The organism is Streptomyces sp. Y1, assembly GCF_041053115.1.
GTDB classification, from domain to species: Bacteria; Actinomycetota; Actinomycetes; order Streptomycetales; family Streptomycetaceae; genus Kitasatospora; species Kitasatospora rubellomurina.
The window spans coordinates 1821603-1843652 of record NZ_CP163445.1; the positions used below are offsets into that span (position 1 = coordinate 1821603).

The 22050-nt window shown below is 70.4% G+C and carries 22 protein-coding genes and 1 pseudogene; 11 read left to right on the forward strand and 12 right to left on the reverse strand.

Annotated features, from left to right (window positions below):
• Positions 1-503 precede the first annotated feature (503 nt).
• Positions 504-2102: a tyrosine recombinase XerC gene (gene xerC / locus AB2U05_RS07570; protein WP_369182830.1), complete on the forward strand. Its 1599-nt coding sequence runs from the start codon at positions 504-506 to the stop codon at positions 2100-2102.
• Here xerC and AB2U05_RS07575 read toward each other — a convergent pair.
• On the reverse strand, positions 2077-3135 hold the full coding sequence (locus tag AB2U05_RS07575) for a nitrilase-related carbon-nitrogen hydrolase (protein WP_369182831.1): 1059 nt from the start codon (positions 3133-3135) through the stop codon (positions 2077-2079). The genes xerC and AB2U05_RS07575 overlap by 26 nt on opposite strands.
• 280 nt (positions 3136-3415) lie before the next feature.
• Between AB2U05_RS07575 and AB2U05_RS07580 the strand changes: the two genes are divergently transcribed.
• The 4 genes and pseudogenes from AB2U05_RS07580 (at position 3416) to AB2U05_RS07595 (ending at position 6674) form a co-directional block, all read left to right on the forward strand.
• The gene (locus AB2U05_RS07580; RefSeq protein WP_369182832.1) at positions 3416-3688 is read left to right on the forward strand and encodes a MerR family transcriptional regulator; all 273 of its coding nucleotides are present in this window, start codon (positions 3416-3418) and stop codon (positions 3686-3688) included.
• A gap of 177 nt (positions 3689-3865) precedes the next feature.
• Positions 3866-4279 (forward strand): ATP-binding protein, encoded by a 414-nt coding sequence (locus AB2U05_RS07585; RefSeq protein ID WP_208615433.1) that lies wholly within the window; start codon positions 3866-3868, stop codon positions 4277-4279.
• 223 nt (positions 4280-4502) lie between these two features.
• Complete coding sequence (locus AB2U05_RS07590) at positions 4503-4898, forward strand: hypothetical protein (RefSeq protein WP_045711095.1); 396 nt, start codon at positions 4503-4505, stop codon at positions 4896-4898.
• 475 nt (positions 4899-5373) lie between these two features.
• Positions 5374-6674 (forward strand): annotated as a pseudogene (locus tag AB2U05_RS07595) (PP2C family protein-serine/threonine phosphatase).
• A 173-nt stretch (positions 6675-6847) separates the two neighbouring features.
• Here AB2U05_RS07595 and AB2U05_RS07600 read toward each other — a convergent pair.
• A complete protein-coding gene (locus AB2U05_RS07600) occupies positions 6848-7078 on the reverse strand; it encodes a hypothetical protein (protein ID WP_369182833.1) in 231 nt (76 codons plus the stop codon).
• 1132 nt (positions 7079-8210) lie between these two features.
• Between AB2U05_RS07600 and AB2U05_RS07605 the strand changes: the two genes are divergently transcribed.
• Positions 8211-8492, forward strand: a complete 282-nt coding sequence (locus AB2U05_RS07605) for a MerR family transcriptional regulator (protein ID WP_107072915.1) — start codon at positions 8211-8213, stop codon at positions 8490-8492.
• A 137-nt stretch (positions 8493-8629) separates the two neighbouring features.
• Here AB2U05_RS07605 and AB2U05_RS07610 read toward each other — a convergent pair whose 3' ends face one another.
• From AB2U05_RS07610 to AB2U05_RS07620, 3 genes are all read right to left on the reverse strand, one after another.
• Positions 8630-9010 carry a CBS domain-containing protein gene (locus AB2U05_RS07610; protein WP_045694352.1) on the reverse strand — a complete coding sequence of 127 codons (381 nt, stop codon included), beginning with the start codon at positions 9008-9010 and terminating at the stop codon, positions 8630-8632.
• Positions 9011-9170: 160 nt separating this feature from the next.
• The gene (locus AB2U05_RS07615) at positions 9171-10718 is read right to left on the reverse strand and encodes a DEAD/DEAH box helicase (protein ID WP_045694353.1); all 1548 of its coding nucleotides are present in this window, start codon (positions 10716-10718) and stop codon (positions 9171-9173) included.
• Between the two features lie 370 nt (positions 10719-11088).
• Entirely contained in the window at positions 11089-11292 is a 204-nt protein-coding gene (locus AB2U05_RS07620; protein WP_045694354.1) for a cold-shock protein, read from the reverse strand.
• Between the two features lie 507 nt (positions 11293-11799).
• Between AB2U05_RS07620 and AB2U05_RS07625 the strand changes: the two genes are divergently transcribed.
• A complete protein-coding gene (locus tag AB2U05_RS07625) occupies positions 11800-12027 on the forward strand; it encodes a hypothetical protein (protein WP_078859755.1) in 228 nt (75 codons plus the stop codon).
• A 522-nt stretch (positions 12028-12549) separates the two neighbouring features.
• Here AB2U05_RS07625 and AB2U05_RS07630 read toward each other — a convergent pair.
• Genes AB2U05_RS07630 through AB2U05_RS07655 form a run of 6 tightly spaced genes read right to left on the reverse strand, consistent with a single transcriptional unit; the run spans position 12550 to position 17335 of the window.
• Entirely contained in the window at positions 12550-13254 is a 705-nt protein-coding gene (locus AB2U05_RS07630; RefSeq protein WP_369182834.1) for a TauD/TfdA family dioxygenase, read from the reverse strand.
• On the reverse strand, positions 13184-13372 hold the full coding sequence (locus AB2U05_RS07635) for a DUF255 domain-containing protein (protein WP_078859756.1): 189 nt from the start codon (positions 13370-13372) through the stop codon (positions 13184-13186). The genes AB2U05_RS07630 and AB2U05_RS07635 overlap by 71 nt, the downstream gene beginning before the upstream one ends.
• A gap of 45 nt (positions 13373-13417) precedes the next feature.
• Positions 13418-14221 (reverse strand): methyltransferase domain-containing protein, encoded by an 804-nt coding sequence (locus tag AB2U05_RS07640; protein ID WP_052706769.1) that lies wholly within the window; start codon positions 14219-14221, stop codon positions 13418-13420.
• On the reverse strand, positions 14218-15588 hold the full coding sequence (locus tag AB2U05_RS07645) for a cytochrome P450 (protein WP_045694358.1): 1371 nt from the start codon (positions 15586-15588) through the stop codon (positions 14218-14220). The genes AB2U05_RS07640 and AB2U05_RS07645 overlap by 4 nt, the downstream gene beginning before the upstream one ends.
• A complete protein-coding gene (locus tag AB2U05_RS07650) occupies positions 15585-16643 on the reverse strand; it encodes a terpene synthase family protein (RefSeq protein WP_369182835.1) in 1059 nt (352 codons plus the stop codon). The genes AB2U05_RS07645 and AB2U05_RS07650 overlap by 4 nt, the downstream gene beginning before the upstream one ends.
• The gene (locus AB2U05_RS07655; RefSeq protein WP_045694363.1) at positions 16640-17335 is read right to left on the reverse strand and encodes a hypothetical protein; all 696 of its coding nucleotides are present in this window, start codon (positions 17333-17335) and stop codon (positions 16640-16642) included. Before AB2U05_RS07655 ends, AB2U05_RS07650 begins: the two co-directional genes overlap by 4 nt.
• Before the next feature lie 358 nt (positions 17336-17693).
• Between AB2U05_RS07655 and AB2U05_RS07660 the strand changes: the two genes are divergently transcribed.
• The 3 genes from AB2U05_RS07660 (at position 17694) to AB2U05_RS07670 (ending at position 20488) form a co-directional block, all read left to right on the forward strand.
• A complete protein-coding gene (locus tag AB2U05_RS07660) occupies positions 17694-18671 on the forward strand; it encodes a cyclopropane-fatty-acyl-phospholipid synthase family protein (RefSeq protein ID WP_369182836.1) in 978 nt (325 codons plus the stop codon).
• Positions 18668-19684, forward strand: coding sequence for a polyprenyl synthetase family protein (locus AB2U05_RS07665; RefSeq protein ID WP_369182837.1), 1017 nt, complete (start codon positions 18668-18670; stop codon positions 19682-19684). Before AB2U05_RS07660 ends, AB2U05_RS07665 begins: the two co-directional genes overlap by 4 nt.
• Positions 19685-19810: 126 nt before the next feature.
• Positions 19811-20488: a hypothetical protein gene (locus tag AB2U05_RS07670; protein WP_369182838.1), complete on the forward strand. Its 678-nt coding sequence runs from the start codon at positions 19811-19813 to the stop codon at positions 20486-20488.
• Positions 20489-20666: 178 nt separating this feature from the next.
• Here the strand turns inward: AB2U05_RS07670 and AB2U05_RS07675 are convergent, their stop codons facing one another.
• Positions 20667-20981, reverse strand: coding sequence for a hypothetical protein (locus AB2U05_RS07675; protein WP_244178710.1), 315 nt, complete (start codon positions 20979-20981; stop codon positions 20667-20669).
• A gap of 115 nt (positions 20982-21096) precedes the next feature.
• On the opposite strand from AB2U05_RS07675, the gene AB2U05_RS07680 reads away from it, so the two are divergent.
• Positions 21097-21507 (forward strand): hypothetical protein, encoded by a 411-nt coding sequence (locus AB2U05_RS07680; RefSeq protein ID WP_369185919.1) that lies wholly within the window; start codon positions 21097-21099, stop codon positions 21505-21507.
• Positions 21508-22050 lie beyond the last annotated feature (543 nt).

The following is a 22050-nucleotide window of genomic DNA, read 5'->3' on the forward strand; positions in this document are numbered from 1 at the left end:
GATCGCCGAGGATCGCCGAGGATCGCCGAGAAACTCATCAGACAGCGGCCATGAACTGCCGGTAGAAATCAGTCCGATCCGGGCCGAACGCCAGCCATAAACTAGCCACCGAAAATCCCGGACTCACCCATTCCCTGCAGGCTCGAAGAATTCTCGGCGTTGGCCGTCGCGTATTCCGGGGACCGGTCCGAGACTCGGCTCCCTCGCGCCGCACCTGCTCCGGGTTGTACGAGCCCCACAAGCCACGGCCGACCGACAGACGCCTTCTCCCGACCTGTGACCACTCCTCCGAGCAGCAACCCCGTGCGGGCAGAATCGGCGCGATCAAGCTGCCCTACCCACCGCACATGCTCCGCGATCACCCTCGCGGCGTGTCATCGGGCGCGTGTCCCGGCCAGTCGATCTTGTCCGTGCTCCACGCCCCGCCCCGCACGCTCTGCCGCCACACCCACCACTCCCGCAACTCTGGACACGCCATCACCACCAGGTTCGAGGAGGACTCCATGGCACAGCGTCCCAAGCGGGGCAGGGTGTACCGCAGGTGCGGATGCAAGGACGGCACCAGCGGGAAGCAGTTGGGTTCGTGGTGCCCGCGGCTGGCCACCGACACCACGCATGGTCGGTGGACGTACGCGGTGGACCTGGCGCCGGAGGACGGCAAGCGCCGCACCCGGCGGCGGGGCGGGTTCGCCAGCCGGGCGGAGGCGGCCCGGGAGATGGCGCGGGTGCTGGATGCCGAGTACCGAGGCGTGTACGAGGACCGCACCCTGCGCGTCGGGCTGTTCCTGTACGAGTGGCTGGAGGCGAAGCGGCCGGCGCTGGCCCCGAACACCTGGGCGGGCTACCGGGCGTGCATCGAGCGCGACCTCGTCCCGGCGTTCGGCGGCATGCTGCTCATCGATCTGCGGCCCAAGCACGTCGACGCCTGGGTAGGCGCGCAGCTCGCCGCCGGCCGCGGGCGCACCACCGTTCACCACGCGGTGGCGATGCTGCGCAACGCCCTGAACCACGCGGTGCGCACCTGGCGGCTGCGCTACAACCCGGCCAAGCACTCCGTACCCGCCAAGCCCCGCGCCGCGGTGCGCACATGCTGGACCCCGGACCAGGCCGCGGCGTTCCTGCGGCACAACGCGGAGCACTACGCCGACCGGCTCACCGACCTGTTCGAGGTCATGCTCGGCACCGGCATGCGCCGCGGGGAGATCCTCGCCCTGCACTGGTCCGACGTGCACCTCATGGACCGCCAGCTTTACGTCCGCTGGACCCTCACCGCCGTGAACAACGGGAAGATCCACCTCAGCGAGCCCAAGACCGAAGCCAGCCGCGCCTGGATCAGCCTCTCCCCCAGAGTCATGGCCGCCCTCCACCGCCAGGCCGCCCTCCAGATGGCCGCCCACCCGCAGGGCAAGCTGGAGGGGCTCGTCTTCGCCCGTCCGGACGGCGAGCCCCTGCGCCCGCAGTGGGTCCTCGACCAGCTCCGCAAGCGCAGCGCCGAACTCGACCTGCCGAAGATCGGCCTTCACGACATCCGGCACACCGCGGCCAGCATCATGATCGCCGCTGGCATCCCCTCGCCGTCGTCTCCAAGACCCTGCGCCACTCCAACCTCGCCATCACCGTCGACCTCTACGGCCACCTCCTCAAAGACTCCGCCGACGACGCCGTCAAGGCGCTCGCCGCCGCTCTCGACCAAGCGGACGCCCACCAGCGGAACGGCAGTCGCCAAGATGGTCCTACCGTTCGCTTGGCCGCATAGGTGTAGCGGGCGGTCGGCCGCGCGCGCAGCCGGGGCCGGGAGCTCGAGCGCGCTCTCACACAGTCCCCGGTTCTGCTCGTCGTCGACAGTGTGGAGGCGGACGGACCTACTACCGGAACGGGACCGGGCCGCGACTCGCTCACGGTCGCCCTCAGCTGATGAGCATGACCTCTGCCCGGTGGACCGCCTCGATGTCCGACCGCTCTTCCCGGTCTGCATTCGCCGAGGCGAAGCGCTTGTTCGGGTGGTTGGCCACGCCCTCGTCCTCGAACCGCTTGTCCGCCATGACACCTGGGGCCAGAACTTCGCCAGCGCGCGAGTCACTCAAGCCCGTGCCGATCCGTGACCAGTCGGTTCGGCTGCAGTTCCCGGTGGTCTGCCGTTACGGCGCCTCTTCTTGATCGGTTGATCAGCCCATCGAACGGGTCTGCCTGGGTGGTGATCAGCTCGCGGGCTTCAGGACGGGGTTGAGGGTGAGGCGACTGTCGGTGGGGTGGTGGCCTTCGGGGCTGAAGGGCGGGACGGCAGCGGGCAGGCAGTCGGCGATGAGCAGGCAGTCGTGGTGGCGGTCCTCGGCGGTGGCGGCGACGAGGGGTTCGCCGTCGGGCCCAGATGCCGGAGTTGCCCTGGTACTGCCAGGAGCCTGCGGGGACCTGTTCCCAGCCGCGGCGGTTGGCGTAGGCGATGAACAGGCGCCAGATGCTGGTCATGGCGGGGATGATGTGGCGGGTGGCGTCCTGGTAGGGGACCTGGCTCATGGCGCCGTCGGCCAGACGGAAGTGTCCGTCGGCGGCGGTGGGCCCCAGGACGACCTGCGCGCCGCGCTCGGCCAGGTACTGGTACAGCGACGGGAACTCGCACTCGTAGCAGTTGAGTACCCCCACGCCGATGCCATTCATGGTGACCACGGGTGGCAGGTCCTGTCCGAAGGAGTAGTTGCGGCGCTCGGCGGCGCCATACAGGTGGGTTTTGCGGTAGTTCGCCGCCACCAGTCCGTCGGCCGCGATCACACTGATCGAGTCGTAGAAGTCCCTTCCGTCGCGTTCGGGGTAGGGCAGGACGACGGCGAGGCCGTTCTCTTTGGCGGCCAGCCTGGCGCGTTCGACCGAGGGGCCCTCGCGGTGCTCGGCCAGCTCGCGGCACTGCCCGGGGTCGATGGCGTAGCCGGTGGTGTACTTCTCCGGGAACACCACCGCCTGGCAGCCGTAGTCTGCCGCCAGCGCGGTCACCTCGACCAGGAGCTTCAGGTTCTGCTCCACTGCCTGTCGGCTGCCAACCGGGCCCTGGCCCTGGTACAGGGCCGCCACCCGCAGCCCTTCGCCGAAAGCGGGCGCCGTGCGCGAAGCAGAGCGGAAGACGACGCGGACGGGCTGGGTCATCAGCACAAGATCCCTTGGTAGAGGACGGTCCACGTGACCGCCACTCCAGGAAGAACGATTCACCGCACCGCCGGACGCCAAGATCCTCGTCGGCACGAGCCGTCGGCGATCGACCCTCGCACCCGATCGCAGGCCTCGGCGCGGGCCGTCCACGGGGAAATCGTGGGTGACCGCTGTCAAGTGGGCGGCCCGAGCAGCTCTATATGGTGCAGGGACGGTACGGGCGAGAGGTCAGGCCACGACCGCAGCGGCTTGGTTCTCCGGGGCGGCCAGGGCCACCATGAAGCGCTCGGCGTCAAGGGCGGCCTGGCTACGCGCCCTTGGTGAACACGGCCTCATCACCCCACTGCGCTCCGACGGCGGCCACCGCCGCTTCTCCCGCTACCAACTACGCATCGCGATGCGCGCCCGCGACCTCGTCGACCAGGGCACCCCCATCGACGCAGCCTGCCGCATCATCATCCTCGAAGACCAACTCGAAGAAGCCCTGCGCATCAACGAACAGCTCCGCGCGGGACACTCGGACCGACAGTCGCCGGCAGCCAGCATCTGACCCGCGAGCCGCCGCTCTCTCTTCCTGCCCCCGCCGGCTCCCCCGGGGTGTGCGTGCGGGGCCGGACGGGGGGGGTAGGCGCACTCTGCAGCTGTTGCTGCTTCGAGAGAGGTAGTGATGCGGCAGATGGCGTGCGAGAACGAGACCCGGCCCCTGGAGGTCCGTCGGGAACTGTCGATGAGGGTGTTCGTCGACGGTCAGCCGCTCGCGTGGGCCCGCCGCACCGCCCGGGACTTCCTGGCCCGGGCCCGTGACGCCCACAGGGTCGCGGTCTCAGATCGGGTGATGGACACCGTTCAGCTGGTCGTCTCTGAGCTGGCGACCAACGCCCGCACGTACGCGCCGGGGCCGTGCCTGCTGGAGCTAACGATCACCGACAGCGCCGTGGAGGTCAGCGTGTGGGACAGCGAGCCCACCCTCCCCATGGCACACGCCCCCGACCCGGCCCGCATCGGCCGCCACGGCCTGGAGAGCGTGGCGGCCGTCAGCCTGCGCTTCGAGATCCGCCGCGAGATCGTTGGCAAGCGCGTCACAGCCGCCGTCGCCCTCGCGGACGCCCCGGCGGGGAACCCGGAAGGCCCGGTGACATGACCAGCAGGCCCGGCCGGCATCTGCATCCGGGCGGCCGCTTTCAGGGACCACACTGTCGCCCCGAACCACCGCGGATGCGCCATGTCCGGGACCAGCCCACCACCAGGCCCCACAGCCCCCACCTGAACTGCGGTCTTGCCCGGCTCGACTCCCGCCTCGGATACCGTGTCCCTGCACGGGGTGCCATAACGGATGTGGCGCCCCCTACGGAGGTAACCAGCGTATGAGTTCCAAGCGCAGCCAGAATCCAGCCCTGCCCGTCCTCGACGATGCATACCGACTCGCGTCGGTCAAGGACACCGAAGAGTCCACCCGCGACTTGGCCGCACGGCTGGCCACAACCGAGCTGCGCCGCGTCTCCCACCCCGGCCGGGTCACCTGGGACCCCATCGATCAGGCCGATCCAGTACCGGCCCCGCCGACTGTGGTCGACGGTGACGGGGACCTGTGGCTGCGGGACCGGAGCACCGGCACCTGGACCATGCCCGAATTCGACCCGAAGACGTTCCCGGCCCGCTGCGGCGAGGTTCTGACATGGAACGAGCTCGCCTGTGAGTACGGCCCGCTGACCGCACTGGCCAACGACCGCCACATCGGCGGCGGCGGCCGCCGCCGCTGACCGCGTAGCCCTCTGAGCAGACCGCGCCCCTGCAAGGCACCGACCCGGCCCCGACAGTAGCCCTTCTCCCCGACCAGGCGCGGATCGGGCAACACGGTCCGGCGGTTGTCCTGGCCGTGTTCCCACTTCGAGGTGCTGCGTGCGCCGGCGGGCGAGCGAACCGCCGCCACGGGATGCCTGACCTGACTGGTGATGCCCTGGGAGCAAGCCCGCAGCAGCGGCCGAGGCGGAGCACACCTGCTCCCTGGTGGGGCCGCTGAGATGCACTGATCTTCACGGCGCTGAGCGGTCGCGGTCGGCGATGGGCATGCCTACGGTTGAACGCAGGACGCGCCGATGCGTCCGGCTCCGGGTTGCGCCAAGCGCCGAAGGTGCGGTCGTCCAACAGGGTCATCGAAGATGGGCCGGGTGGATCCGGACGACGGATCCGGGTGGAACGGACGTGTCGGACCACAGTCCCCGAGTCGATACCGAGATGGACCGGATCGTCGGAGGTCTACGGGACATGGTCCACACGCAGCGCCGTTTCCAGGACCTGCTGGACGCGGTGATGGCGGTGGGCCGGGACCTGGACCTGCCGGTCGTGCTCCGCCGGGTGATCACCACCGCGATGGGCCTGGTCGACGCCCGCTACGGCGCACTCGGCGTACTGAGCGACGACGGCGAACACCTGGAGGAGTTCATCCCCGTCGGGCTGAGCCAGCAGCAGGTCACAGCTCTGGCCGGGGTCGCGCTCCCGCAGGGGCGCGGACTCCTGGGACATCTCATCAAGCACCCCGAACCGCTGCGTGTCGCGGACATCGGCGGCCACCCGGACGCGGTCGGCTTCCCACCGGGCCACCCGCCGATGCGGACACTGCTCGGGGTGGCAGTCACCGGACGCGGGCGGGTCTACGGCAACCTCTACCTGTGCGAGCGGCGCGACGGGCAGCCCTTCGACGACAACGACCAGGACATCCTCGTAGCGCTCGCCGACGCGGCCGGCCTCGCCATCGAGAACGCCCGCCTCTACCGACAGGTCCGCGCCAACGCCGAGTACTTCCAGCGCCTCCTCCTTCCCGGCCTGCCCGATGTGACGCCCTTCTCCGTCGCCGCGATCTACCGCCCCGCCGCCACCCCGGACCACGTCGGCGGAGACTGGTACGACGCCCTGATGCTCCCGACGGCGCCTGCGCCCTGGTCATCGGCGACGTCGCCGGACACGACCTGAAGTCCGCCGCCACCATGGCCCAGACCCGCAACATGCTGCGCGCCCTCCTCTACGACCGCCGCACCCCGCCCAGCGCCGTCCTGGCGCAGCTCGACCGCACCCTCCAGGCGATCACCGGCAACCCGATCACCACCACCTGCCTCGCCCGCATCGAACCCGCCGAGGACGGCTGGACACTCCACTGGAGCAACGCCGGACACCCGCCACCGCTCCTGATCAGCCCCGACGGCACCACCGGCTACCTGCACGCCGACCCCGGCCTGCCCCTCGGTGTCGACCCCGACGTGCCCCGCCCCGACCACAAGCGCCCACTGCCCGGCAACGCCACCCTCGTGCTCTTCACCGACGGCCTGGTCGAGCACCCCCACCGCCCCCTGGACGCCGGCCTCACCGCCCTCGCCCAGGTCGCCGCCGCCCACGCCGCTCTGCCCCTCGCAGACCTGTGCCGCACCCTGGCCGACGCCCACCTCGGCGACGGCCACGACGACATCGCCGTCCTCGCCCTGCGCACCCCGCCCGCCGGACCGACCCACGGGACGCCGACGACGCACTCCCAGGCCCGATAAGAGGACCGGCTCCGTTCACGTGTTTCTCGTGAACGGAGCCAGAAGACTCACCCCGCCCGCGCGTCGGCCCGTTGCCCGGTATCGCCGATGGTCCCTGGCCACCTGATCCGGGCCGCCTTCACACGTGGAAGCGATCTCGGCCGCTGCGCGGGAGTGCGGCGGACCGGCTCCGCCTATCGGGTCTCCGGCGGACGGTCACCGTGCTGCCCGGTGGTGTCGATGGCATCGCGCAGGGCTGGCAGGTCCGCGATGGCGGCCTGCTCGGCGAAGCGGGCCAGCAGCCGGCGGAGGACCCGCTCGTCCCGGTCGCGGACGGCTTCGGCGATGGCCGCCACAAGCGACGCCTGTGTATGCGGGTCGGGGGTGCGCGCCCGCCGCGCTTCCAGCGCTCGCCTCCTGCTCACTCGTCCTCCTGGCCGCCTTGTGCGGCGTCCTCCGTCCTGGCGCGGCTGCGGCGGCCGACCGCCCCGCCCTGTGCGGGGCGAAGAATACCTCCCCGACCGGCATCGAAAAATCTATGCTCGCTGGAGTAGACATTGCCACCCGCCGTGGTTAGTGTTTCTCTCATAGACGAGGTCAAGCGGTACCCGCCAGACATGAACTGGCGGGCAGCAGGTAGAAGTTCGCAGGTAGGAACGGTTGCAGGGCCCTGAAGCCAGGGATGGTCCATCAAGGCGACAGGGTCGGCGGCCGGGCCTGGCGGCCCGCAGGCATCAGGGGTCGCCACCGAGCGGTACCGCAGTTCAGCAGAACGCAGGACACGCCGGGCAGGTGGGCGTGAAGAAGGCGGCGCGGTAGCGGAGTCCCGGAGCCACAGCAGGTGCAGGACGGCGACGGGGCTGGCGACCGGGCCAGGTGGCCCGCAGGCATCAGGGGCCGCCGCCCAGTGGTACCGATTTCGGCAAGTGCCTGACCAGCAGGTGAAGTCGAGTCAGGCAGTACCGGCAGTCGCAGTACGCGGTATCCCAGTGAAGGCGCCAGGCTGCCGGCGCGCGTGCTGGGAGTCCGGCAGTGGGGTTCCAGGCCGAGTGGTTGAGCAGGATGGGCTACGGGGCTGGCTGCCGGAACCGGCGGACCGCAAGGACCGCCACAGCAGTACCGGGTAGTTGGCACCACCACGCAGTTCGCAGTACCAGCAGTTCCGAGCAGTTCGCAGTACCTGGAAGTTGGAAGTACCCGCAGTTCGCAGTAATCCGGTCAGTACAAAGGATGAACGGAGGGGACAGAGCGCCATCAGGATCGCCCGGCCCGTGAAGCATCACCCGGGCGGATTCCGAAGACCCCCAAAGCAAGGACGGTGGTTTCCGGTCACGCATACGCGATCCCCGCACGCCCCCACCCCCGGGGCGAGGCGGACACAAGGAACCCGGCCACAGGGCCGGCAGATGGTGTAAAACCCTTCGGGGCCCCGGGCGCAACGGCCCGGGGCCCCTCAGCGCGTCCACCGACACAACAAGAAGAGGTGCAGTGACCACGGCAACCATCCGACCGCATACCCCCGACTCCCTCGACGACGACGACTACCCCGCCTACACCATGGGCCGCGCCGCCGAGATGACCGGCACCACCCCCGGCTTCCTGCGCTCCCTCGGCGACCAAGGCCTCATCACACCGTTGCGCTCGGAGGGCGGACACCGCCGCTACTCCCGCTACCAGCTGCGGATCGCGATGCGCGCCCGCGACCTCGTCGACCAGGGCACCGCCATCGACGCCGCCTGCCGCATCATCATCCTCGAAGACCAACTCGAGGAAGCGCTGCGCATCAACGAGCAACTGCGCGCCTCCCAGCACGGCCAGGAACCCGCCGCCGACACCTGACCCGCCCGCCAGGGCAACGAGACCGGCCCGCGGTGGGCGACAACCGCGCACCGCCGGCCGCCCCGCAGGCGAGTCCCCCGTTCCGGTGCATGGCCGACCGGCACCTGCCCCACCGGTCGCGGCCCGACGGGACGGTCCTAGAAGCTGAGCAGGCCGATGGCGTGGCCGTCATGGTCCACCACCGGCCACACGGCAAGGCCGCGGGCGCGCATGGCGGCGGCCGCCGCGTCTGCGGGCATCTCGGCGGTGGCGAACGGGGCACGGTCAAGGACGACGTCGCGCACCGGGGTCCGCTCGGTGTACCAGGAGCGGGCCTGGAACGGCGCGAGGTGCAGGCGCGTCAGCAGCCCCGCGCAGCGGCCGTCGTCGTCACGGACCAGGAGGTGGTCGGCGCCGGAGCTCTGCAGGATGTCCATCGCCATGTCGACCATGACGTCGTCGCTGACCTGCAGCTCGGGGCATTTCATGAGGTCGCCGACCGTGGCGGCGATCTCGGTACGTTCGAGGGTGATCGTCATGGGCAGACTCCTTCGCGTATCCACCGCCGGGACCGGCGGTAGGCAGGGCGCTGACGGTGGGACGGCCGGCGGGTGCGCCGGAGCAGGCCGAGAATGTTCGTCGCTTGGCGAGTGGTGGGGCCAGGGACTGCGGCGCCAGTCCCTGGCCCCACGGCACGTCCTAAGCGGCAAGGGCGACGCGGCGCGGTGCCCGGCGGCGGCCGGAGGAGCCCTTGTTCTCGCGGCCCGCGGCGGTTGCGCGGGTGTCGACTCCCGCGTGGGCGGGGCGGCCGCGCCGGCCGCGACTCGTGGACGCGCTGCGGCGGGAGCGTTCGACGACGGGAGCGGCGATCACGGTGGGGATGCCCGTGGGCACCCGGGCGCCGGTGATGCGGGCCAGGTCGTCGTCGCCGGCGCTGACGCGGGTGGTGACGGGGGTGATGGCGGCCGTGGTCATCATGCGGGCCATCTCGCGGCGCTGGTTGGGCAGGACCAGGGTGACGACCGTACCGGACTCGCCGGCGCGGGCGGTGCGCCCGCCGCGGTGGAGGTAGTCCTTGTGGTCGCTCGGCGGGTCGAGGTTGACGACCAGGTCGAGGCCGTCGACGTGGATGCCCCGGGCGGCGACGTTGGTCGCGATCAGCGCGGTGACCTGGCCGGTGCGGAACTGCTCCAGGGTGCGGGTGCGCTGCGGCTGGGACTTGCCGCCGTGCAGGGCGGCGGCCTTCACCCCGCAGGCGAGCAGGTCGAGGACCAGGCGGTCGGCGCCGTGCTTGGTGTCGATGAACATGATCACGCCACCCTCGCGGGAGGCGATGTGCGCGATCGTGGCGGCCTTGTCGTAGTTCTGCACGTGCAGCACGTGGTGCTCCATCGTGCTGACCGCGCCTGCGGACGGGTCCACCGAGTGGGTGACCGGATCCTTCAGGAAGCGGCGGACCAGCCTGTCGACGTTGCGGTCCAGGGTGGCGGAGAACAGCATCGTCTGGCCGCCCTCGGCGACCTGGTCGAGGAGCTCGGTGACCTGCGGCAAAAAGCCCATGTCGGCCATCTGATCCGCCTCGTCGAGGACTGTGACGCCGACGCCGTCCAGCTGGCAGTCACCGCGCTGGATCAGGTCCTTGAGGCGACCGGGGGTGGCGACCACGACCTCGGCCCCCTGGTTCAGGGCGTGGGCCTGGCGTCCGATCGACATCCCGCCGACCACGGCCGCCATGCGCAGGCGCACAGCGTGGGCGAACGGGGTGAGGGCGTCGGTGACCTGCTGCGCGAGCTCGCGGGTGGGCACCAGCACGAGGGCCAGCGGACGGCGCGGCTCCGCGCGCCGGCCGGCGATACGGGCCAGCACGGCGAGGCCGAACGCGATGGTCTTGCCGGAGCCGGTGCGGCCCCGGCCGAGGACGTCACGACCGGCCAGCGAGTTCGGCAGCGTGGCGGCCTGGATCGGGAACGGCGCGGTGACGCCCTGCCGGGTCAGCACCGACAGCAGCGCCTTCGGCATGTCCAGCTCGTCGAACGCTTCGACGGCCGGCAGCGCCGGGGTGGTGCTCACCGGCATCGCGAACTCGCCCTGCAGGGAGTGTCCCTGACGCGAGTTCCGGCCGCCGGTGGGCCGGTCGCCGTAGAAGGAGCTGCCGCCGGAGCGGGATCCGTGGGAACTGCCGGAGCGGGCGGAGGCCGAGGATCGGGAGTTGGTGTTCTGGTACGGGGAGCGACTGGAGCGCTTCATGGAAAACCTTCCTGGGGCGGCACGTCACGAGGCGGCTCCGCAGCGCCGGGCGCCGGCAGGAGATCGCGAGGAACGGGCCGAAAGTATGGAGAGGGCCGGGCGTGGACGGTGAAACCGTGCGGCACGTCACCTCAGGACCGCGCTCACCGCCAAGGGCGGGAGCGGAGGATCCTCGAACCGTGGGTGTCACGGCAGGGCGCCGATCCGGACGCGGCGCGGGGCGTCTCGCGTGGGGATGGCCGCCGGTGGCGGAGCCAGGAGGCCGGAAACGGCCGGGGATGTGCGTCGTGGCGCAATGCCGAGGGGCCCGCACCGGGCATCATGTACGCGGTGCGGGCCCCTCGCTGCTAGGCGGGTGCCGTGGCAGAAACTACAGCGGACGAATGTTCTCGGCCTGCGGGCCCTTCTGGCCCTGCGTGACGTCGAACTCGACCTTCTGGCCCTCGAGCAGCTCACGGAAGCCGTTGGCCTGGATGTTCGAGTAGTGGGCGAACACGTCAGCGCCGCCACCCTCCTGCTCGATGAAGCCGAAGCCCTTTTCCGCGTTGAACCACTTCACAGTGCCATTAGCCATAAAAAAATTCTCCTTCAAGGGGCTGTCCGAAGCGTGCACAGTGCGCGCTCCGAGTCGCCGCGATGAGCACCCACCCGGGGAAGAGCCGGGAAACAAAAATGCGCCTGCGAAACATCAGCAGGCGCACACAAAGTTCATGGGAACCACTACTGCAACTAGCATGACTGTAGCAGGTCCGAGCCCGCCGCGGGCGGATATTCCGACCCCAGTTCTGCGGCGCTTCGCGCCGGGCGCCGCCGACCACGAGGCCGCAGGACCGTCAACACGACTGATTGGCAGCGCAGTCGGGCACCAGCTATCAGCACCTTCGGAGCCCGCCGCCCGGCTCCCCGGCGGGCGGGTCGTGCAGGCCCCGAGCCGCCCGCCGGGCCCGCACCGCGACCACCGGCGCCAGCTGTGCCACCGGTGACCATTGCGAGCGGCGTGCGCGAAATTCTTGCCGCGGCCGAAAAAATCGAGCCTGCCGGAAAAATCCCACTCCGCGATTTTCGGCGCATACTGTAGGGGATGACGAAACCTGTAGCAGTTCGCCGCGTCCTACCCACCAGTCCCTTCAAGACCCGGATCGAAGCGCCGCGCAAGCACTTCGCAGTCGGCGACCGCGTCACCCACGACACCTACGGCCTCGGACGCGCCATCGGAGTGGAAGGCGGCGGCGACATCGCGGTACTCGTCGACTTCGGATCGCGACGCGAGCGCATCACCCCGCCCTATGCCGCGATGTTCAAACTCTGAGCCCGGGACGCGCGCGGCTCCCGGCCGGGAACACCGCAGCGCACAGGGTGCGCCCCGGACAGCACACGCCGGCACGGCACCCAGGAGACACACACCCCGGCCGGACCGAACGGCACCCATCGGTCCGAGCCGGAGTCTCACCCGCAATGGCCGGAAAGGCACGCGACGAGTCGCCCTTGGCGGCCGACGGCGGGCCGGGTTGGCGATAAAATCCGCGCGTGGATGACAAACACCTGTTTGAGTCCGTCTGCGCGGTGCTCTCCGCCCGAGGGTTCGAGCCAGCATCTCCCTGGTGAGACCCGCCGCTGGCGCGGCATCACCCGGACCGGCAAGGCCCGTACGGTCACAGCACGGATACTCTGGCCGGGAATGCTCGCCGGGTTGGCGGCGAGCATTCCCGGCCAGAGTAACGGGCGGTAGACATCCGGCCCTTCGGCCCGCCGCCCCGCGCCACTCACGCGGGTGCCGTGCGCCCACAACGCTGGACCCCACCCGACCCTGACTATAGAGATGACGGCTCGGTCAGGTCCGCCTCCGCAGCGATCTTGGCGCCCAGTGACAGCTGCACCGGACCTTGGTGGATACCGAAAGGGAGGGGCTGGTAGAAGTCGGAGGCATGGTAGGCACGTGGATGCGTTGCCCGGTTGGCCAGGGGCGGATCTCGGTCCTTGGAGCGTTGAGGACGTATCGGTCGTGGAACGCCCTGGCGGCCGCGAGCGCGCGCTCGATGCCGTAGACGGCCTTGTCGAAGCGCCAGCGGACGCTCACGGCCGCAGGGGTGCGCTGCCGGACGACAGGCGGGTACACGGCTACCAGCTCGTCCCGGCAGAACGTGAACTGCGGTCGTAGGAGCTCACGCAGCAGAGCTGGGTCCGCGCGCTGGGCTGTTTCGAGCAGCGCCGCGACGTCCACCAGGACACTCTCGCCGCCCGTGTCGGCCGGCTGGGCGCAGTGAAGGAGCAGCAGAGCCGGCGGGACCACGCCGGGGCCGTCGATGAACGCGCCGTCGGTATGGCATCCGACGTCCTTGAGCCCTACGGCCTGGTACTCATCGACAAGGTCGCGCCACGCAGCCGAGAGCTCGTTCACCGCCTGGTCGCCGGTGCCTGTCACCGTTCCGATGACACCGAACTCGTCGCCTCGCGGGTGCAGTTGCCTACGCCCCAGCGCGTTGCCCGGGACCGTCAAAGGGTCCTGGTCCGGCGAGAACGTGTCGACTTTCGCCACCCACGTCCCGCCTTGCCGCTTCTGACAACGCCTCCTCTCCCCGCTCCCACCAGTGCACGGGATTGGTGGCGTGCTGCTGGAGACAAGCCGACTGGGCATGGGCCAGTCGATTCACCATGGCGGCAGTATTCCAGCCCGCTGACCCACGATGGGGACGATGCCGTCAACACGCCGCGACGGCGACGTAGCCGAAGGTCGTGCCGATGCCGGAGAGAGTCTTGCGGAGGATGCGGGTGAGGGCGTCGGTGGCCTGGGCGGTGTGGATGTCGCTGAGGTGCCGGCGCTGGCGGTTGAGGTCGGCGTCGAGGCGGCGGAGGGAGTGCCGTAGGTGCTCGTCCAGGTCGGTGATCTTCTCGATCTGGAAGCCGCTGGCTTCAAGGTGGGTGCGCAGAGCGGTCAGCGGTGTGAGGGAGGAGTGGTCGTGCCGTTCGGGGTCGGGAGCGCGCAGGATCATGTCGCTGATCAGCAGAGGGCTGCCGGGGGTGAGGACACGTCTGAGTTCGGCAAGGGCTCGGCGGGTGTCGGGGATGTGGAGCAGGGACTCGATGGCCCAGGCGCCGTCGAAGGACCGGTCGGGGAAGGGCAGGTCGGTGGCGTCGGCGTACTGGAATCGGGCGAGGTGGCTGAGGCCGGCGGTTTCGGTGCGGGAGGTGGCGAGTTGGACCTGGGTGGTGCTGATGGTGATGCCGGTGACATGGGCTCCGGTGGTGCGGGCCAGGCGCCTGGCTGGGCGGCCTGTGCCGCAGCCGACGTCCAGGAATCGGTGGCCGGGATGGAGCGGCAGTTCGCTGAGGAGGAGGTCGGTGAGGCGGTCGCCGGCCGCGGCGACCGCGGCGGTGTCGTCCTCGGCGGGTTGGTCTGCCGTGGCGTCGGGCCACAGGCCGATGTGGAGATTGCCGCCCCACAGGTGTTCCAGGAGTGGGGTGATGATGTCGTAGTAGGTGCCGATGTGTGCTGTCCGGTTCATGGCTGGGTGTCCCGGGCGTCCGTGGCGTGTGGCGTGGGTGGGGTGTCGAGGGTGACCTGCAGGCTGGTCGGGGTGGTCATGGTGGGTCCGTTCTTCACCGTTCTCAGGCCCGGGACGGCCGCGATAAGGCGCAGGCCCGGGGCGCGGGTGAGGCGGGCGAGGGCCAGGGGGAGTTCGAATTCGGCGAGTTCGGCGCCGGGGCAGCGGCGGGTGCCGGTGCCGAAGGGGAGGTAGTGGGTGCCGGGGGGTTTGTGGTTCAGGAAGCGTTCGGGGTCGAAGCGCTCGGGGTCGGGGTAGAGGTCGGGGCGGCGGTGCACGAGGTGGATGGCGGGGACGAGTTCGGTGCCGGCCGGGAAGCTGTAGCCGTTCCAGTCGAGGTCGGCGGGCGTGACGCGGGCGAGGCCGGCCGGGACGACGGAGCCGTGGCGCAGGGTCTCGGCGCAGACGGCGTTGAGATACGGAAGCTTCACGGTGTTGGCCGGTGTAAGGGCGGTGCCGAGCCGGGCGAGTTCGGTGTGCAGGCGGTGGCGTACGTCGTGGTGGAGTTCCAGTTGATACAGAGCCCAGGCCAGGGCGCTGGCGGTTGTGTCGTGGCCGGCGATGAGCAAGCTCATGATGTGTCCGCGGATCTGCTCGTCGGCGGGGGCCGCTTGGCTGGTGGCGAGGTGGAAGACCAGGTCGTTGCGGTGGGCGGCGGGCGCTTCGCGTGCGGCGGCGGCCTCTTGGGTGACGAAGTCCTGGACCTGCTGGACCAGGCTCCCGATCTGCCGTAGGAGGCCCTCGGGGTCGCTCCCGGAGGTGGCCGCCGGTTCGTACATCAGGTCCATGATCTCGGTGAGCAGGTGGACGCAGTGTTCGTGGCGGTGCGGTGCCAGTTCCCCGAAGGCGGCACGGACGATCAGCCGCAGTGTGATGTCGCGGGTGACGTCGATCAGGGGCTTTCGGCGTCCTCGCAGGTGGTCCAGTACGGTGATGATGATGGCGTCCAGGGCGGGGCCGAGGGCGCGCAAAGGTTCGCCGTGCAGGGGCGGGGCCAGCAGGAGCCGGATGGTGCGGTGGGCCTCGCCGGTGAGGTAGGGCAGGGCCTGGGTGCCGATGACGGGGCGGAAGTAGAGGGTGCCGCGGGCGTGCCAGGTGGTGCGGTCGCTGATGAACAGCTGCCGGATGGCGGTGGGGTCGCCGACGTAGACGCGGGGCGCGGTGTCCTCGGTATGGAGGGTGAAGACCGGTCCGTAGGTGCGGGCGTACGCCTCCCAGGAGGCGAGCAGGTGCTCCGTTTCCATGGCGCGCAGCTGGGGAGCGGTGAGACGGGGACCGTCGGGCAGGTGCGGGCAGGAGCCGTCGGCCGCGGGGGCCCGGTCGGTCACAAGGGCCTCCCTTCGGCATTGCGGGCGAACCCTTCGGCCGGACATCCGCCCGGTGGCAGGCTGCCCAGGTCGGTGTAACGCGGGCTGGTGCGGTGATAGGAGTGGTTGCCCCGCACGACATCGAGGTAGGCGTCGGCGCAGCGCAGGGCGTCCGCGGCGCTCGCTCGGGGCAGCCCCGCCAGGTCGAGCTGGCGCGGCAGGTCGCGGCGCGCGGCGGTGATGAGGTCAGCGCCGTCGGCGATCATCCGGTCGACGTGGGCCGCCGCTTCCCGCGGTGTCCAACCGCGGTGGTGTTCGAGAATGGTGACGGCGTTGTGGAGGTAGCCGCTGGCTCGCTCGCGGTCGGCGGAGACCCGGTCGTTGCACAGGGCGGTGGTGTCGCAGACCGCGCTATACAGGGTGCGGAAGGCCGGCAGGCGGTGGACGGCGTCAGGCAGGTCCACGGCGCAGGCGACCTCGCACAGGTCGAGGTACCAGGGCACGCCGAACATCTCGCGGCGGCGCTCGTGGTACTCCGCCGGCTCGGGCAGGCGGTGGACGGCCCGGTCGACGGTCTCGCCGTAGAAGCCCCACAGCCAGTTGGCCAGGTGGGCGCAGAACCGCGCGGTCCAGGCCGGTGAGCGGATCGGCGCCAGCTGCCCCCACAAGGCGGCGGCCGCGTCGGCCATGGCGCGGTGCCCGCCGCGTCCGACCGGTTCCCTGCGGGCCGGGCTGTGTGGGGCGGCGGGAGTGAAGGGAGCGAGCAGCGCGGTGACGGCGCTCAGGCAGGCGCCGGGGTCGTCTCGTGCGGGACCTGCGTCGAACTCCTCGTCGATCAGCAGCGACCAGCCGGTGAAGCGGGTGATGAGGACGAGGACCTCCAGGGGCGCGGACGGGTAGTACAGGCCGATGCAGTACGCGACTCGGGAGCGGCGGACGTTGGCGCGCGCCTCGGGGGATCGGCACAGGCCGAACTCGTCGAGCCAGTGCCACATGTCCTGCTCGGCCTTCTCGGCACCGGGGTTGAGGCGGATCGCGGCCGGGAACAGGGGGGCAGGGCTGCCGTTGCCGGTCATATGTCGGGCTCCCCGTGAGGTGTTGGCCGAGTGCCGACGGGAAGCCCGCCGGCAGCACGGTCGGCGTCTCGCTCTGCGCGGGCAATGCCGGTCAACGAGCGCAGGTACGCCGCTTGCAGTACCACCTGCGCTACGCCGAGGCACAGGTTGAGCTGTCGGTGGCCGCCCCCAGGTGGCGCTGCGACGGCGCCGACGCTGAGCGCCGTCAAGGCGATCAGCAGGCACGCCGCGCCCGGTACCGACTGGCCTATCGCCGAACCCCGGCGGCGCAGCTGCGCCAGGCACAGCACAGGCGTCGCCGTCTGCAGGATCATCCCCGTCGTCACGCCGTACTGGTCGCCCAGGGCACGTCCGGCGAGCTGGAAGGCCGTCGCCGTGACGACGAGTGCGATCAGCACGGACAGCATGAGGCGCCGGCGCGGGACCCCGGGGTAGTCGGCGGGCCCGTAGCGCCAGAAGAGCCAGAACAGGTAGATCTCGAAGGCGACCAGGAACGGCTCGAAGGCATAGGTCAGGCTCCACGCCGTCGTGACGCCGAAAAGCATGAAGCCGTCCCAGGCGAAGATGCCGCACAGCACCAGCGGCGGCAGCGGGGAACGACGGTCCCGGTGGCCCTGCACGACCGACAGGGCGATCCACAGCAGACCGAAGACGAACCCGATGAGTCCTGAGATGACGAAGGCAGGCTGCACCGCCCCTCCTCACCGCCGCGCATCACACTTGACACCCGACGCGATCAGCTGAACGGGACCGCCAGGTCCGGCGTGTCTCCGCAGCACGTGGGATGTTCTGTCCTTCCGGGCCCCGCGTCAACCCCGCCGTGCACCGCGTTCCACCGGACATGGGGGCGCGCTGGCGCGCGACGCCGGCGTGCGTAGCGTTGGTGCGGCGCGTGTGACCGGGCGCGCCCCCGGCTGCCGTTGCCCACCGCCACCGGACAGGCATCTACTTGTCAGCACCCCACCGCTCCCTGCCTGATGCACGGGCCGCCTGGCGACGCGGCCCTCGATGCCGTACCCCGGCCAGGCCGAGCGACGACCGGAGCCCCCGATGACGCGCGACCCCCAGCCCCCGCCCGCCGTGATCCACGTGATCGACGGCCCGCGCCCCAACTCCTACCGCCCCAAGGTCGAGTACACCTACGACGATCCCGTCTGGATGTGGCAGAAGGCCCTCGGCTCGGACACCCTCCTCTTCCAGTTCGGCCTCTTCGACGCGGACGAACTCACCGAAGGCCCCACCCCGGGCCCGGTCGGACCGGCCGAACTTCGCCACTTCGAGCGCCAGTTGACCATCGCCGGCCTCACCCGGCCCGACTGCCCGCCTGTACGCCGCATCCTCGACCTCGGATGCGGCTGGGGCTACCTCTCCTGCCACCTGGCCCAGCGGTTCCCCGAGGCGCACCACATCGACGCCGTCAACATCAGCCGGCGGCAACTGGAGCACTGCGCCCACCGGCTCACCCAGGAGCCCCAGGCCGCAGACCGCGTCAGGCTGTTCCTGTGCGACGGCCAGGACGTCGACCTGCTGCCCGAACCAGAGGTCCCCTACGACCTGGTGATCGTGCGCGGGGTGTACACGCATTTTCTCAACGACGTCTTCGAGGCATCGGTGCGCGCCGTGTCGACGCGCATGCGCCCTGGCGCTCTGCTGGTCATATCGGACACCCTCTACAAGGACGACCTGGCACAGTACACATCGACCATCCCCGATCTGGTCGACCGGCTGGCCTGCGGAAACCGCAAGTCCCCGGCGTACTTCGTCCGCGTCCTGGAGGAACACGGCCTGCTCCTGGAGGACATGCGGATCATGCCGTCCAACGCGGAGATCATCCACTGGTTCCAGAAGGTCGGACTCAACATCGAACAGCACTTCCCGGACGGGGCGACCGGTCCGATAGAGGAACTGCGGGAGATGGCGGTGAGCTTCTCCGCCTCCCTCGCCCAGGACAAGGCATCCGTCTACAGCATCATCACCCGCCGCACCGATCCCGCCGCGTCCTCCTCCCCGCGGGTCGGCGTCTCATGACCGAGCCGGCCACCCCGCGCGCAGCGGCAGCCGCCTCGCTGCTGGCACGTACCCGGGCCGCCGTCGAACCGGTGCTGCGGGACGCCGTCGTTAGCCTCCCCGGCCGTATGAGGCTCGTCGCCGGCTACCAGCTGGCCTGGTGGGACGAGCACGGCATCCCGATCGACGCCTCGCCTGGGAAGGCCCTGCGGCCTGCGCTTGTGCTGGCCGCAGCCCGTGCGACGGGCGGCGACGACACCATGGCGCTGCCCGCCGCGGCCGCCGTCGAACTCGTGCACAACTTCACGCTGCTGCACGACGACGTCATGGACCGCGACGAGCTGCGACGACACCGGCCCACCGCATGGCGCGTCTTCGGAGTCAACGACGCTCTGCTGGCCGGGGACGCTTTGCATGCCCTGGCGTTTCGGATACTGGCCGACGCGGCGGCCTCGGTACGCCTGGCGGCATGCGTGATCGAGCTGTGCGAGGGCCAGCACGCCGACTGCGCCTACGAGATCGACAGCACGGTGACGCTGGCCGACTGCGTCACGATGGCCGAGGCCAAGACCGGTGCGCTGCTGGGCTGTTCCGCCGCGCTCGGCGCCCACGCGGCCGCTGCCCCGCAGCACCGGGTGGTCCAGCTGGACGCCTTCGGCCGCAGGCTGGGGCTCGCCTTCCAGATCACCGACGACCTGCTGGGCATCTGGGGCGACCCGGAGCGCACCGGAAAGCCGGCAGGCGCCGACCTCGCCGTACGCAAGAAGTCCCTGCCCGTGGTCGCCGCCCTCCGATCCGGCACCCCGGCCGGGGAGCACCTGCGCACCGCCTACGCCGCCGACAGCGGGGCCACTCCCGCAGAACTGGCCACGCTGGTCGAGGCCGCCGGAGGCCGCAGCTGGGCCCGCACACAGACGGCCCGCCACCGCGAGGAGGCCCTCGCCCTCCTGCACCACGCCGTCCCCGACTCGAAAGAAGCAGCCGACCTCCTCATGCTGGCATACCAGTTGACGGAGCACAGCCGCGAAAGCTGAGATCATCCGCCGCCCCGGGCTGGGGAGCGCCCCGCGAAGAACCTCACCTTCTCCGAACCGCGCGACCCCGGCAGGCCCCTGCTCGGCCTGCATGCCTTCGAGCACGTCGAGCTGCCCCGCCTGCTGATGACCACCAGCCGTCCCGACGGCCACGCCTCCCCCGTCCAGGCCGCCGCCGCCGACCGCTTCCTCCAGCAGGCCCCCTTCGGACCGGCCGGACTCTTCTCCGACATCGACCCCACCGCCGCCGCCGTCGCCGCAGCGCACTGGCTCGCCGCAGCGGCCGAAGTCACCGCCGACACCTCCGGACACAACCCCGTCCAGGTCGTCCAGGAAGCCGACAACATCGAAGCCCTCCCCCACGAAACCCCCACCCTCGTCCTCGGTCTCATCGACGACGGAGCCACCCCACACGAAGCCGTCACCGGACTCGTCCGCCACGCCATGCACGTCGCCGACGGCCTGCTGCCCGACCCCGGTGCCCTCCGCGAGCAGCTCGACGACGTCGAGCAGACCCTCGCCCGCAGCAGCGACGACGGCCTCGATCTCGAAGACGTCCTGCTGCGCCTGACACCGCTGGACCCCAAGCGCCCCGCCCGCGACCTCCTCGAAGACCTCCTCACCGGCATCCACGCCTGCTGGCTCCTCCACAGCGAATACGACGACTACGCCGGCGAGAACGACACCGACGACGCGCAGGACTGGGACGACGCACAGGCGGAGCAGCACGACAACCGCAGCCGCGAACGCTTCGCCCAACTCGTCCGCGACACCGCCGCCACCCACCACGACCGCCTCCTCTGAGTCGGCCCCGACGATCGAACGGACCTGCGGGTCTCCCTTTGCCGCTGGTCAAGGGAGACCCGCAGGTCACAGGCATTCTGCGAGCTTGGTGGTCGCACGGTGGTCGCCCCGCGGAGGCAGACTGGAAGAGCAAGAACGACCCCGCGCGCGATCCTTCGAGGCGATCACCATGCGCTGCTCACCGAACCCCGGCAACGACCGAGGCCGCGTCTACCGGCGCTGCGGCTGCCGCGACGACCACCGCCGCCAGCTCGGCACCGCCTGTCCCCGCCTCGCGGTCGACCCCCGCCACGGCACCTGGGCCTTCGCCGTCGACACCCCGCCCGTCGACGGCCACCGTCACACCGTCCGCCGCGCTGGCTTCCCCGACGAACTCGACGCCCGCACCGCACTGCGCCGCTTCAACGAGGGCCTGGCCCTGTGCGTCATCACCGACCCACGGCAACGCACCGCCGAGTACCTGCGGGACTGGCTGGACGAGAAGGAACTGCACCTCAAGCCCACCACGATGGCCCGCTACCGCGCCTACGTCGAACAGGACCTCATCCCCGCCCTTCGGCCAGATCACACCCGCCGGCGGCTACGTCTTCCACCGCCACGGCCGCCCCCTGCACCCCAAGCACGTCCTCGACCGCTTCCACCTGCTCTGCGACAAAGCCGGCGTCCCCCGCATCGCCCTGCACGACCTGCGCCACCTCACCGCCAGCTTCGCCACCGCGGCCGGTGTCCCGATGCCCGTCGTCTCCAAAACCCTGCGCCACCGCACCCTGTCCACCAGCGCGAACATCTACACCGACCTGACCTTCCCCGCCGCCCGCGCAGCCGTCGACGCCGTCGCCTGGATCCTCGACAACGCCGACCGCGCAGCCCTCGGCCGACCCACCTGTCGCGCCCAGCGCCCCTGGCACCAGAACCCCCGCCCGCACCGGCAACTGCCCGCACACCAACCGCAGCGAACAGATGAACCATCAGCGACCTGGCCGATGTGGCGCGGCGATCACCATGCGACCACCACCTGACCGAACAACAGAAAGAGCCGGCACTCGGTTTCCCAAGTACCGGCTCTCACAACCGACTTCACAGTCGGGACGACAGGATTTGAACCTGCGACCCCTTGACCCCCAGTCAAGGGGTTCAACTATTGTCGGCAGCCGGGGCCTCAAGGACCCGGCTTCTTTGTTGCTCAACTGCCATGAGGTACACGTGAGTTGGAGACTCTCGGCGGAAGTGATGCCACGAACTGCTGACGATGGCCCAGTGTTTACTTTGCGCACAAGCGTCCGTTTTCGACCATCAGCGTTCATGGGCGCTCATCGGGTGTGGTCCCAAAGTGGTCCCAGGGTCAACGACCCCGCCGCAGCTACTGCCGGTGACCGAGATCTGTCGGACCTTCAGCAAGCACGGCCGTGCGATTCCGACAGCCGCTGCGTCGACGACGCCGGCCGGCCTGCAGCACCGGTTCCTGCGAGCGGATCACGGTCGCATACCCACCGGCTACGGATGGTGATCTTCCGGGCGGTGTGTCGTCTTGAGCGTGTCTTCGCCGTCTGGATCTGAGTGCT

Excerpts from the sequence above, each read along its gene's own strand:
- AB2U05_RS07660 (WP_369182836.1), top strand. The coding sequence starts at position 17,694 with ATGACGCGCGACCCCCAGCCCCCGCCCGCCGTGATCCACGTGATCGAC.
- AB2U05_RS07575 (WP_369182831.1), bottom strand. The coding sequence starts at position 3,135 with ATGACCCAGCCCGTCCGCGTCGTCTTCCGCTCTGCTTCGCGCACGGCG.
- AB2U05_RS07590 (WP_045711095.1), top strand. The coding sequence starts at position 4,503 with ATGAGTTCCAAGCGCAGCCAGAATCCAGCCCTGCCCGTCCTCGACGAT.
- AB2U05_RS07650 (WP_369182835.1), bottom strand. The coding sequence starts at position 16,643 with ATGACCGGCAACGGCAGCCCTGCCCCCCTGTTCCCGGCCGCGATCCGC.
- xerC (WP_369182830.1), top strand. The coding sequence starts at position 504 with ATGGCACAGCGTCCCAAGCGGGGCAGGGTGTACCGCAGGTGCGGATGC.
- AB2U05_RS07635 (WP_078859756.1), bottom strand. The coding sequence starts at position 13,372 with ATGGTGAATCGACTGGCCCATGCCCAGTCGGCTTGTCTCCAGCAGCAC.
- AB2U05_RS07670 (WP_369182838.1), top strand. The coding sequence starts at position 19,811 with ATGACCACCAGCCGTCCCGACGGCCACGCCTCCCCCGTCCAGGCCGCC.
- AB2U05_RS07610 (WP_045694352.1), bottom strand. The coding sequence starts at position 9,010 with ATGACGATCACCCTCGAACGTACCGAGATCGCCGCCACGGTCGGCGAC.
- AB2U05_RS07615 (WP_045694353.1), bottom strand. The coding sequence starts at position 10,718 with ATGAAGCGCTCCAGTCGCTCCCCGTACCAGAACACCAACTCCCGATCC.
- AB2U05_RS07640 (WP_052706769.1), bottom strand. The coding sequence starts at position 14,221 with ATGAACCGGACAGCACACATCGGCACCTACTACGACATCATCACCCCA.
- AB2U05_RS07605 (WP_107072915.1), top strand. The coding sequence starts at position 8,211 with ATGGGCCGCGCCGCCGAGATGACCGGCACCACCCCCGGCTTCCTGCGC.
- AB2U05_RS07580 (WP_369182832.1), top strand. The coding sequence starts at position 3,416 with ATGAAGCGCTCGGCGTCAAGGGCGGCCTGGCTACGCGCCCTTGGTGAA.
- AB2U05_RS07620 (WP_045694354.1), bottom strand. The coding sequence starts at position 11,292 with ATGGCTAATGGCACTGTGAAGTGGTTCAACGCGGAAAAGGGCTTCGGC.
- AB2U05_RS07585 (WP_208615433.1), top strand. The coding sequence starts at position 3,866 with ATGAGGGTGTTCGTCGACGGTCAGCCGCTCGCGTGGGCCCGCCGCACC.
- AB2U05_RS07665 (WP_369182837.1), top strand. The coding sequence starts at position 18,668 with ATGACCGAGCCGGCCACCCCGCGCGCAGCGGCAGCCGCCTCGCTGCTG.
- AB2U05_RS07625 (WP_078859755.1), top strand. The coding sequence starts at position 11,800 with ATGACGAAACCTGTAGCAGTTCGCCGCGTCCTACCCACCAGTCCCTTC.